The sequence below is a fragment of the Pseudomonas sp. DW-iso3 genome (assembly GCF_058725305.1).
In genome coordinates, this window is the sequence record NZ_JBZXDZ010000001.1 from 326264 (window position 1) to 337650 (window position 11387).

Genomic DNA, 11387 nt, shown 5'->3' on the forward strand with positions numbered 1-11387 from the left:
CACACTGCTTTCGCGAGCAAGCCCGCTCCCACAGGGATTGCGGTGTTTTTGAGAAAGTCGTCACAGGCATGTCCTCGCTTACAGACCGTGGGCCATGGCTTTATCGATCAGCCAGTTCAGGGACGGGCCACGGTCGCTGGTCACTTCCACCGGGCGACCGGCGTAGGTGCTGTCCAGCGGTACGTCAGGCTTGATCTGCACGCGAATGTCGGAGGACAGGTCGGCGCTGTTCAGGCTGGTGCTGCTGACGATGGTGCCGGTACGGATCTGTTCTTCGTCGGCCACCTGGAAGCTCACCGGTGTACCTGGGCGAACGTCGGCGAACTGGCGATAGGTGAAGCGCGCTTCAACATTGGCGAGGCTGCCGCGCGGCACCAGTTGGAAGATCACATCACCTTTGTTGGCGTACTGACCGTCCGCGACCATTTGCTGGGCCACCACGCAATCGCAGGGCGACGTCAGGGTGCCGGTCATTTGCTTGCCGAACAGCTCTTCAACCTTGGCCGGTTGCAGTTGGTCTTCGTCCAGGTGACCCTTGAGCACGTCCAGCATGCTGGTGCTGAAGGTCGCCAGTGGCGCGCCTTTGGCAGCGATCCCGTCACCCTTGAGCAGGCTTTGCACAGTGCCGTCGCGCGGCATGGTCACGTTCATGCCGGGTACGTTGACCAGGCCTGCCTGGGCGTGGCTGACGAAGTACATGCCGTAGATCGACTTGAAGACAAAACCGAACGCGGCGAGGCCGACCAGAAAGATCGCCAGGCTGAACGTCACGGCGCGCAGGCGGCCGAAGGCGCTCATGTTGCTGCCGCCGTCCTTGACCTTGCGCGCCTTGGTGAAGTTGTCGCGTTGCAGGGTCGCCAGCACGTCGCCCATGGTCACGATGTCACCGGACAGGTGCGAGGTGATCAGATGGCGCAGGGTGGAAATGTCCTGAGCGTCGAGGTTCTGGAACTGGCAACCGGTACGGCCGCTCTGGCGATCGTAGGAGCGGATCTGCAACTCCACATCCATGGCCAGGCCGAGGTTGTCGATGACGAATTGCAGGCGACCCTTGTGCACTTCCCCCACGGTCAGCGGCTGCGTGGCGGTGAACGCCAGGCCGCCGGCCGACAGGTCGATGACCCGTGCTTCGGTCTGGGTGCGGTCGGTGTTGAAGAAGCGCAGCTTGGCCGGGATTTTTACCCGGGCATGTTGGCGCTGGGCTTCGGATTCGTGGACAACGTTGGCGTTTACTTGGCTGTTCATGACGGTGTAATTCCTTGGTTAATTCAGGCTTGGCAGGGTCAGACCATCATCAGCAACACGGCGACGAAAATGCTGCCGGCGGAGAAGGTCATGGTCCGAGACGACCAGGTGTTGAACCAACGTTGAAAGCTGGCCAAATCGCGGGTCAGTTTGGTGTCCTGGCGGGTCCAGGACTGTTGATCAAGGCGGAAGAACACGTAGATCTTCACCAGCGCGCCCATGATCTGGTTGTAATAGAGAATCACCGGGTACGCCGGGCCGATCTTGTGGCCGGAGCACGACAGCAGCAGGGTCAGAATCAGACGGGTGATGCCGATCCACAGCAGGTACGCGAGGATGAACGCGCCGCCGTACTTGAAGGTGGCGATAATTGCCACGGTCAGGCCGAGCAGGGAGGTCCACATCGAGACGCGCTGGTCGAACAACACGATGCTGGTGAACAGGCCCAACCGACGCATACCCAGGCCCAGGGCACGGGAGTTCTGGCGCAGGTTGTTGCCGTACCAGCGGAACATCAGTTTGCGGCTGGCCTTGATGAAGCTCTTTTCCGGCGGGTGTTCCACGGTGTGGATCGCCGCGTCCGGCACGTAGAACGTGTCGTAGCCCAGGCGCATCAGGCTGAACCAGCTGGACTTGTCATCACCGGTCAGGAACTTGAAGCGGCCCAGGCGCCAGTGTTGCAGCGAGTCGCTTTCCACGTCGGCGATAAAGCCCGGGTCGGTCACTACACTGGCGCGGAACACTGACATACGACCGGTCATGGTCAGTACGCGCTTGGACAGGGCCATGGAGCACATGTTGATGTGGCGCTGGGCGAAGCGCAGCTTGTGCCACTCGCTCATGATGTAGCCGCCGCGCACTTCGCAGAACTCGTTGGTGGTCAGGCCGCCGACATTGTCGAACAGCTGGAACCACGGCACGGTTTTGCGTACCACGCCTTCGGCGAGCACGGTGTCGCCATCGATCACCGCAACCACTGCGCGGTCATCCGGCAGGTGGCGGGAGATGGCGCGGAAACCGAAGGCCAGGCCGTCGCGCTTGCCGGTACCGGCGATACGCACAAAATCGAGCTTCACGTGTTCCGGCGGGTTCATGCGTTCCCACAGGCTTTTCACCAGCAGCTCATCGGACATTTCCACCAGCGAGCAGACCACGGTGGTGGGAAAGCCACATTCGATGGCTTCACGGATCACCGAGCTGTAGACCTGCGCGGTGGTCAGCGCATCGATACGGAAACTGGTGACCATCAGGAACACATGGGATGGGTCGGCAGCTTTGCCCAGCTTGCGCACTTTACGGCGCAGGTGTGGGTAGACCACGTAGAGAAACAGCATGCCGCGAAAGAAATGCGTAGCACCCATCGAGTAGCGCCAGATGCCGACGGCGCCAATCAGGAAAATAAAATTCTTCGACTCGGAGTCGAACGTACTCGCCGGCAAAAGCAGGGCGAGTCCCATCAGCAGGCTCAGAAAGAACAGCCAGCCGGCGGATTGGAGCAGTACGTGTTTTAACTTGGACATAAGCGTCATCCGAAGGTGAAGAAGGCTCCAGGCTGCAAGCGCTGGGGATGGGTACGCTTGCAGCCCGGAACTTGCCGTTGCTCTTACCAGCAAATACCTTCGGTGCGGCTACCGGCGCTGGTGGCATTGGCCATGAAGCCCACCAGGTCGATCACTTGCTTGCCGTGCGGTGCGTTATGCGCCAGGGCACGGAACTTCTCATCGCGGTTGCCCAGGATGATCACGTCGGAGTTGTTGATCACGTCGTCGAAGTCCGAGTTGAGCAGGGACGACACGTGCGGGATCTTGCCTTCGATGTAGTCTTTGTTCGCGCCGTGGACACGGGCGTACTCGACGTTGCTGTCGTAGATGCTCAGATCGAAGCCTTTGCCGATCAGCATTTCGGCCAGCTCCACCAATGGGCTTTCGCGCAGGTCATCGGTGCCGGCCTTGAAGCTCAGGCCCAGCAGCGCGACTTTGCGTTTATCGTGGCTGGAAACGATGTCGAAGGCGTTCTGTACCTGGGATTCGTTGCTGCGCATCAGCGAGTTGAGCAGCGGTGCTTCCACATCCAGGGAACTGGCGCGGTAGGTGAGGGCACGCACGTCTTTAGGCAGGCACGAACCACCGAAGGCGAAGCCAGGGCGCATGTAGTACTGGGACAGGTTGAGGGTCTTGTCCTGGCAAACCACTTCCATCACTTCGCGACCGTCGACGCCGACGGCCTTGGCAATGTTGCCGATCTCGTTGGCGAAGGTCACTTTGGTGGCGTGCCACACGTTGCAGGTGTACTTGATCATCTCGGCAACGGCGATGTCCTTGCGGATGATCGGTGCGTCGAGTTCTTCGTACAGCGACTGCAGGACATCGCCGGAGGCTTTGTCGAATTCGCCAATGACCGTCATCGGTGGCAGGTCGTAGTCGGCGATGGCGGTGGATTCACGCAGGAATTCCGGGTTGACCGCGACACCGAAGTCGACGCCGGCTTTTTTGCCGGAGCAGTCTTCGAGAATCGGGATTACCACGTTGGCCACGGTGCCCGGCAGTACGGTGCTGCGCACGACCACGGTGTGGCGGGTGGCTTTGTCACGCAGGACCAGGCCGATTTCGCGGCATACCGCTTCGATGTAGTCCAGTTCCAGATCGCCGTTTTTCTTGCTCGGCGTACCGACGCAAATCATCGACAGGTCGGTATCACGGATGGCTTCGGCGAAGTTGGTCGTGCCGCGTAGTCGGCCGGTTTCGATACCCTGGCTCAACAACTCGCCCAGACCCGGTTCAACGATTGGCGATTTGCCGGCATTGATCAGGTCAATCTTGTCCTTGGAGATGTCTACGCCAACCACTTCGTGGCCACGGGCAGACAGGCAACCGGCACATACTGCGCCAACGTAACCGAGACCAAATATGCTGATGCGCATCGCATTTACCTCTTTGTCATTGAAGACTGTATTAATCATGCCAATTAATGGCCGGAGTTCATGTTTGCAAGCGTCACTGATGCCACGGAAGTTGGGCGAATAGACGCCGACTTACCGCGTACAGGCATGTTAATTAGTGAGTGACTAACTATTGCACTCAAGTTGTGCGCAACTTGGCCTTGTTATTGGGGCTTGCCCTGAAATGCAGCCGGCCTTCCTGGTGGAAGGTGCCGACGCCAGTGCCTCAGGGTGCAGATAGAAGCTTTAAGCCTTTAACTATCAACACCTTGGGTGTCATCACTGACACATTTGGGTAAGCGCTCCCTTGGCCTATAGGGGATAGCAATTCATCCTTATCGCCGCCCTCAACTCATATCAGTTGATGTTATGACCCATGAGTCAAAGTTGATGGGGCAACTTTGCTACTTCCTTGGGTCATGGTGTAAGTCATCTCCTACAGAAACAGAGAATTTCGTTACCGGTGGTATGAGCCGTGCGTTTAGACGAAGTTCCAGGCCGCTCATCCTGTTTCCGGAAATTTCTTGAAATATTAGGAAAGATGGCACTGGTACTATATTGATAGCACTTGCTACTTGGGCCAGTAGTTGTGGGGAGTTGGTACAGGGAGATAGTTTTGTGCCACTACACTTTAAAAAAAGTGGTGCCACTACGAAAAAAAACGACGAATGTCGAGTGAAAGAATTGTTAGAGAGGTTTCGGAATATTTTTTGACGTCAAAATAATGACTATTTTCTGAGTGAGCTGGATAAAAAAGTGGGAGCTGGCTTACCTGCTCCCACAGTTGATATTCCGTGCGGTGACGGGCGGAGCCGCCTTATTCCGGTGCGTGATCGCGTAAAAACACCAGGTTGTCCGGCTTCGACTGCTCGGCATTGAAGCGATAGCCCTGCACATCAAACGCCTTGAGCTTGGCCGGGTCATTGATGCGTTCTTCGATCACAAAGCGGCTCATCATGCCCCGTGCTTTCTTGGCATAGAAGCTGATGATCTTGTACTGGCCGTTCTTCAGGTCCTTGAACTCGGTGTTGATGATCCGCGCGTTCAGGGCCGTACGCTTGACCGCCGAGAAGTACTCGTTGGAGGCCAGGTTCAACAGAACGTCATCGCCTTGTTCAGCCAACGCTTCATTCAGCCATTCGCTGATACGTGTACCCCAGAACGCGTACAGGTCCTTGCCACGGGCATTGGGCAGCTTGGTGCCCATCTCCAGGCGGTACGGCATCATCAAGTCCAGGGGGCGCAGCAGACCGTACAGGCCCGAGAGCATGCGCAGGTGGTCCTGGGCGTAGGAGAAGTCGGCATCGCTGAAAGTGTCGGCATTCAGCCCGGTGTATACGTCGCCTTTGAACGCCAGCAGCGCTTGCTTGGCATTGGCGGGGGTGAACGCCGGGGTCCAGCTGCCGAAACGGGCGGCGTTGAGGCCGCCGATCTTGTCGGATACGTGCATCAATTCGCTGATTTGCGCCGGGCTGAACTCGCGCAGTTGCTCGATGAGCTCCTGAGAGTGGTCCAGGTACTGCGGCTGTGTAAAGCGCTGGGTCGCAGGCGCGGTCTCGAAATCGAGGGTCTTGGCGGGTGAAATCACCATCAGCATGAAGTCGTCTCCTGTAATCGTGAAGGGATTCTAGGGGCTGGGGCGTTTTGACTCCACCTATGAAGCCCATAGATACCCCGATTTCTGTAGGCGCGAGCAAGCGCGCGCCGACGATAATCGGCAGTTAGTCCGCTATGATGGCCGGTGACTCTGGAGAGGGAGACCCCGTGTGCGAATAGCGCTTTTGTTGTTGGCTTGTATGTTGTGCCTGAATGCCCGGGCGGCGCCCGTGGATGTGGCCAGCCTGGACCGTGGCACCTGGCCCGAAAAACTCGGCAGCCCGGCGTTGTTCGACGTGGCCTCACGCGCCGAAATCCTGATGTTCGCCCACAGCCTGCTGGCCAGCGAGAATCAGGACGAAGCCGCGCTCAAGCAGCGCCTGGGCCTGAAGATCATTAACCTCTCCGCCATTGACGACCTGCGTCGCCAGCTCTGGCAGCGATTGTTGGAGAACTACACCTTTGCCCAGCAGAGCTGCGAGGTAGATGCCTCATTCTGCTACCTGGTAGAGAGCATGGACGACCTGCGCGAGCAGGCGGGCAAGTTCGAGGTCAGTGCAGATTCCTTCTATATAGGCTGGGCCGACCCCAGCCGGCACTTTCATGAGCGCTATCTGGACGAGCTGCTGCGCAAGGCCGCGCTGTTCCCGCAGATCAGCAGCGAAATCGCGCGCTTTGGCGACCATGAGCGTAATGGCGATGAATTCAACGACCGCCTGTTCCTGCTGACCTTCGACGGCGGCCCGGCCCCGGTCAGCGGCAATACCGACTGGCTCACCGACTACCTGCGCAAGCAGAAGATGAACGCCACGTTCTTCGCCCTCGGCAGCAGCCTGCAAACCCGTGTCGAACGCAGTTCGGTTGCCGATGTGCAGGCGCTGTACCAGGGCCAGTGCGTGGGCACCCAAGGTTGGCAGTACCGCTCCCACAGCCATTGGGTGGACTGGCAGAGTTCCATCACCCGCAGCGCGACACTGGCGCAAAACCTGATGCCGGAAAACTACGTGCCGCTGTTCCGTCCTCCCTATGGTCAACGTCGCGCAGACAGCCAGGGTTTCTTTCAAGCCCAAGGCTTGCAAGTGGCATTGTGGGACATCGATTCCCAGGACGAGCCGGGCAAGCTCAAGGCCGATGAGTCGGCGCAGCGGGTGCTGACGTTGATGCTGCTGTGGCGCAAAGGCGTGATTGTGTTTCACGACACCCAGGACAAGGCGCGGGTAGCATTACCCATGCTGTTGCAGGCGACGGCGCAGAGTGGTCTGGGTTGGCAGGACTGCCGGGAGGCATTTCGCTGAAGTGCCCGGCCCTGTTGAGTGTGAGGCGATTTCGGGGTGATTTTGTGCGAGATTTCGATGCAGGCGGACTTCCGACTTTAGCGGGGTACGTGGCACGCGGCTAGTGCTATTCGTCATCCTGAAAAATAAACTTCAAAAAAACGTCAAAGTGCTTTTTTCTGTCACACGTTTTGCGGTATTACGAAGTCAGATCGCCGAAACCTGCAGCACAGGTGGCGTCTTCCAAGACTCCTCAGGTGGGCACTGCGCTTGACGTCACTCAGGTGCAGTCGGTGGTCGAATCGAGGCGCAGCACCGCCCAGGTATTGCGTCGACTGGCTCCCACAAAGGTGACCGAGTATGGATGATCATGGACGTAACCCTTCTTCCGACCAGCCAATCCTTTATGTGCTTGATACCAACGTACTGATTCACGATCCAAACGCACTGCTCAACTTCGAAGAACACCACGTCGCCATCCCGATGATCGTGCTTGAGGAGCTCGACAAACTCAAAAGTGGGCACCACAGCGTTGCCGCCGAATGCCGCCAGGCCATCCGCCTGATCGACAAGACATTGGGCGAAGCGTCGCCGGAGGACGTCGAAGTCGGCGTACCGATCCAGCGCGGCAAAAGCGGGCCCAAGGGCTTGCTGTCGATTCTGATGAGCAAGCGCAGCGAGCCCAACAGCCTGCTGCCGGAGAATCTGAACGACAACAAAATCATCAACCAATTGATCGACCTGCACGCCCGCGACAAGGACCTGCGCGTGGTGCTGGTGACCAAAGACATCAATATGCGTCTCAAGGCCCGAGCGTGTGGGATCGCGGCCGAGGACTACAGTACCGACCAACTGGTCGACGACGTGTCGATGCTGTCCCGTGGTTATCACATGATGACTGGCTCATTCTGGGACCGCGTCAGCAAGGTCGAAACCCGCCAGGACCATGGCCGCACTTGGCACCAGGTGCAGTTGATCGACAACCTGCCGGCCGTGCACATCAATGAATTCATCGTCGACGAACAAGGCTTCGTGGGCTGGATCAAAGAGATCCAGGTCGACAAGCTGCTGATCCTCGACCTGCATCAGGAACCCCTGTTGCACCAGGAAGCCTGGGGCCTGAAACCGCGTGACATCTACCAGAGCCTGGCGCTGTATGCGCTGCTCGACCCGGACATCCACCTGGTCAACCTGACCGGTGCTGCCGGTTCCGGTAAAACCATTCTTGCCCTGGCTGCCGCCATCGAGCAGACCATGGTGACCAAGCGCTATCGCCGCATCATCGCCACCCGCAGTGTGCAGGGCCTGGACCAGGAAATCGGCTTCCTGCCCGGCACCGAAGCGGAAAAAATGGAACCGTGGCTGGGGGCGATTACCGACAACCTCGAAGCCTTGCACATGGATGACGAAAACACCCATGGCAGCGTCGACTACATCCTCAGCAAAGTGCCGTTGCAGTTCAAATCCCTCAACTACATCCGAGGTCGCAGCTTCCAGCAGAGCCTGATTTTGATCGATGAATGCCAGAACCTCACCCCGCACCAGATGAAAACCATCATTACCCGTGCCGGCGCCGGTTCCAAAGTGGTGTGCCTGGGTAACCTGGCACAGATCGACACCCCTTACCTGTCCGCGACCAGCTCCGGGCTGACCTACCTGACGGAACGCTTCAAGGACTTCCCGAACGGCGTGCATATTGCGCTGCAAGGGGTACCTCGTTCGATTCTGGCTGAATACGCCGAATCGCATTTGTAAACGCAATCACTGTGGGAGCGGGCTTGCTCGCGAAAACGGTGTGTCAGTCGCCGGCTTTATTGGCTGACACGCCGCATTCGCGAGCAAGTCCGCTCTCACGTAAGGCTGCTGCCACATTTTGATCGGTGTTAGGTTTACAATCGACGCTCCTGATCAGGAGTATCCCCGTGCTGACTCATCTCGATTCCCAAGGTCGCGCCCATATGGTCGACGTCACCGACAAGTCCGTGACGTTCCGCGAGGCGGTGGCCGAAGCGCGCGTGCGCATGTTGCCCGAGACCCTGCAAATGATTGTCGACGGCGCCCATCCCAAGGGCGACGTGTTTGCCGTGGCCCGCATTGCCGGGATCCAGGCCGCGAAAAAAACCAGTGACCTTATCCCGCTGTGCCATCCGCTGATGCTGACCGGCGTCAAGGTCGAATTGAGCGCCGAGGGCGCAGACTCCGTACACATTGTGGCGCGCTGCAAACTCACGGGGCAGACCGGCGTGGAGATGGAAGCGCTGACGGCCGCCAGTGTCGCCGCATTGACCCTCTACGACATGTGCAAGGCCGTGGACCGCGGCATGACCATCGAAAACATCCGCCTGCTGGAAAAGCTCGGCGGTAAAAGCGGGCATTTCAAGGCGGATCAGGCATGAGCATCAACGTATTGTTTTTTGCGCGTTACGCAGAGGCTGTGGGCTTTGATTCGCTGGAGATGGAGGGCGATTTCGCCACCGTCGATGCTGTGCGCCTCGCGTTGGCCAGCGACCCTGCGTTCGCGGTACTCAACGAGACCAGCCTGATGTGCGCGCGCAACGAAGAGTTGTGCGACCTCGAGGAACCGGTGCAGGCAGGTGACGACGTGGCGTTCTTCCCCCCCGTGACGGGAGGCTGACCATGGCCGTTCGTGTGCAAGCCCAGGCGTTTGATCCGGGCGTCGAGGTGAATGCCATGCACGCGGCCAATGTCGGCGTGGGGGCGGTGGTGAGCTTTGTCGGCTATGTGCGCGACTTCAACGACGGCCTGGATGTGGCGGGAATGTTCCTTGAACACTACCCCGGCATGACCGAAAAAGCCCTGGCCAAGATCACCGTCGAAGCCGAGCAGCGCTGGCCGTTGCTCAAGCTGGAAGTGCTTCACCGCATCGGCGCGCTGGAGCCGGGCGAGCCGATTGTGTTTGTCGCGGCAGCCAGTGCCCATCGTCAGGCAGCGTTTGATGCCTGTGCGTTTGTGATGGATTACTTGAAGACGCGGGCGCCGTTCTGGAAGAAGGAAAATACGCCTCAGGGCCCCCGCTGGGTAGAAGGTCGCAGTAGCGACCATGATGCGGCGCTGCGCTGGAAGTAATGCAAGGTTAAAAACCTCGTTAATACATGCTCAAGGTGATAACGAGGTTTGAGCGCATGGCTCAGTTGAAACGCTCTGAGCGACAGTCTTTTAATTCAAAACTAATCTGAAAAACACCGCTTGCCTGTCAGTTCTGACAGTAGGCACGGTGCCGCGCTGAATATTAAATAAGTCTAGGTGGTTAAATTTACTTTGATGGTCATGCCGCCAGTGCGACAGCATGAGGCATGCGTGAAGGAGAGCGTTATGGCCGCGGGCGACATTGTTATAAGAGCCTTTGAGGTGAAGCTGCCTAACGGGCAGAACTGGACTAATGAGCTTTATGCCAACGGTCGGCATCAATGCCAGTTAAATATATTGATAAAGAAAGAAGTCGAAGATGCCAATGGCAGCTATATTGAAACTCCGTTAACTACAACTGAGCGCAATAGCGCAACAATTACGGCTTATGGTTTCCCTGAATCCGTACTTCCTCGGGGGTGGTCGTGCGATAAAACTAAAAACCAATTCGACGTAGGCCTGCGGCCGCTAGGCACGGAAGACTCCGCGGAAGAGCCTAGGGCAGAATTCGACCCTGTTGACAGCAGTTTTGAATTGATAAAGTTGTATATGAGAGCCGGTACGAGCGCGTCCATAGGGACCGAAAGGTTAATGGCAAAAATTTACGTAGGGGGAAAAACGTATACCACCAATGGATCGGTGGGGGGGGTACCCTTTCAGAGTTACGTGGATATCCAACTCACTAGACCCTACCGGTTAGAGATTAACGAGCTGAGTACCTATGTCGACCTTGATGCGTACTCCCACAACCACAATAAAGTCGATATAGATATCTATTATATGACGCCAACCGTTAAAGGTATTCGTTTTGTTGAAAATCGGGGTTTGGATTCGCCCGTGGTTGTCGAGGGAGAAGGGTCACATTTTCATACCTCGTATGTTCAGCATACGAACGATGGGATCCGGTTTAAAGGTGGTGTTGTAATGGTTGAGAGCGGTAGGTTAACAGTGGATAAAATTCAGAAGGACAATGGTTCGGGGGAGGTTCTTTATAATAAGATGTCTACCATTATGCGTGCTGCGCGATATAGAGGGTGGATCAATACTCCCGATGACAACCGGCAAAGTGGATGGCGTCTGTGGGATAACTATGGGTGTGAGCACGTTTTTTATATTGGCTTCACCGACAAAGGAAATGTGCTGGTGTTAAGAACTTAGTTGTTGATTGGGGTTGTGACGCGCATCTA

General features: G+C 57.4%; 10 protein-coding genes. 6 read left to right on the top strand and 4 right to left on the bottom strand.

Annotated features, from left to right (window positions below; translation table 11 throughout):
• Positions 1-78: 78 nt before the first annotated feature.
• The 4 genes from AC4PS7_RS01575 to yaaA form a co-directional block, all read right to left on the bottom strand.
• Positions 79-1245 (bottom strand): alginate biosynthesis protein Alg44, encoded by a 1167-nt coding sequence (locus tag AC4PS7_RS01575; protein ID WP_457244013.1) that lies wholly within the window; start codon positions 1243-1245, stop codon positions 79-81.
• 38 nt (positions 1246-1283) lie between these two features.
• On the bottom strand, positions 1284-2765 hold the full coding sequence (alg8, locus tag AC4PS7_RS01580; protein ID WP_032882964.1) for a mannuronan synthase: 1482 nt from the start codon (positions 2763-2765) through the stop codon (positions 1284-1286).
• 83 nt (positions 2766-2848) lie between these two features.
• On the bottom strand, positions 2849-4165 hold the full coding sequence (locus AC4PS7_RS01585) for a nucleotide sugar dehydrogenase (protein ID WP_010212967.1): 1317 nt from the start codon (positions 4163-4165) through the stop codon (positions 2849-2851).
• Between the two features lie 835 nt (positions 4166-5000).
• Complete coding sequence (gene yaaA, locus AC4PS7_RS01590) at positions 5001-5780, bottom strand: peroxide stress protein YaaA (protein WP_010212966.1); 780 nt, start codon at positions 5778-5780, stop codon at positions 5001-5003.
• A 169-nt stretch (positions 5781-5949) separates the two neighbouring features.
• Here yaaA and AC4PS7_RS01595 point away from each other — a divergent pair, with 169 nt between their 5' ends.
• The 6 genes from AC4PS7_RS01595 (at position 5950) to AC4PS7_RS01620 (ending at position 11358) form a co-directional block, all read left to right on the top strand.
• Positions 5950-7074 carry a polysaccharide deacetylase family protein gene (locus AC4PS7_RS01595; protein ID WP_154847405.1) on the top strand — a complete coding sequence of 375 codons (1125 nt, stop codon included), beginning with the start codon at positions 5950-5952 and terminating at the stop codon, positions 7072-7074.
• 339 nt (positions 7075-7413) lie between these two features.
• Positions 7414-8808 carry a PhoH family protein gene (locus AC4PS7_RS01600; RefSeq protein WP_005785025.1) on the top strand — a complete coding sequence of 465 codons (1395 nt, stop codon included), beginning with the start codon at positions 7414-7416 and terminating at the stop codon, positions 8806-8808.
• A gap of 167 nt (positions 8809-8975) precedes the next feature.
• Positions 8976-9449, top strand: a complete 474-nt coding sequence (gene moaC / locus AC4PS7_RS01605; RefSeq protein ID WP_021491848.1) for a cyclic pyranopterin monophosphate synthase MoaC — start codon at positions 8976-8978, stop codon at positions 9447-9449.
• Entirely contained in the window at positions 9446-9688 is a 243-nt protein-coding gene (gene moaD / locus AC4PS7_RS01610) for a molybdopterin converting factor subunit 1 (protein WP_010212960.1), read from the top strand. The genes moaC and moaD overlap by 4 nt, the downstream gene beginning before the upstream one ends.
• A 2-nt stretch (positions 9689-9690) precedes the next feature.
• Positions 9691-10140, top strand: coding sequence for a molybdopterin synthase catalytic subunit MoaE (gene moaE / locus AC4PS7_RS01615; protein WP_069672387.1), 450 nt, complete (start codon positions 9691-9693; stop codon positions 10138-10140).
• A gap of 246 nt (positions 10141-10386) precedes the next feature.
• A complete protein-coding gene (locus AC4PS7_RS01620; RefSeq protein WP_069672386.1) occupies positions 10387-11358 on the top strand; it encodes a hypothetical protein in 972 nt (323 codons plus the stop codon).
• The last annotated feature ends 29 nt before the right edge of the window (positions 11359-11387 follow it).

Bases quoted from the DNA above. Each gene is read 5' to 3' on its own strand.
- AC4PS7_RS01575 (WP_457244013.1), bottom strand. From the start codon at position 1,245: ATGAACAGCCAAGTAAACGCCAACGTTGTCCACGAATCCGAAGCCCAG.
- moaE (WP_069672387.1), top strand. From the start codon at position 9,691: ATGGCCGTTCGTGTGCAAGCCCAGGCGTTTGATCCGGGCGTCGAGGTG.
- AC4PS7_RS01600 (WP_005785025.1), top strand. From the start codon at position 7,414: ATGGATGATCATGGACGTAACCCTTCTTCCGACCAGCCAATCCTTTAT.
- moaD (WP_010212960.1), top strand. From the start codon at position 9,446: ATGAGCATCAACGTATTGTTTTTTGCGCGTTACGCAGAGGCTGTGGGC.
- alg8 (WP_032882964.1), bottom strand. From the start codon at position 2,765: ATGTCCAAGTTAAAACACGTACTGCTCCAATCCGCCGGCTGGCTGTTC.
- AC4PS7_RS01585 (WP_010212967.1), bottom strand. From the start codon at position 4,165: ATGCGCATCAGCATATTTGGTCTCGGTTACGTTGGCGCAGTATGTGCC.
- AC4PS7_RS01620 (WP_069672386.1), top strand. From the start codon at position 10,387: ATGGCCGCGGGCGACATTGTTATAAGAGCCTTTGAGGTGAAGCTGCCT.
- yaaA (WP_010212966.1), bottom strand. From the start codon at position 5,780: ATGCTGATGGTGATTTCACCCGCCAAGACCCTCGATTTCGAGACCGCG.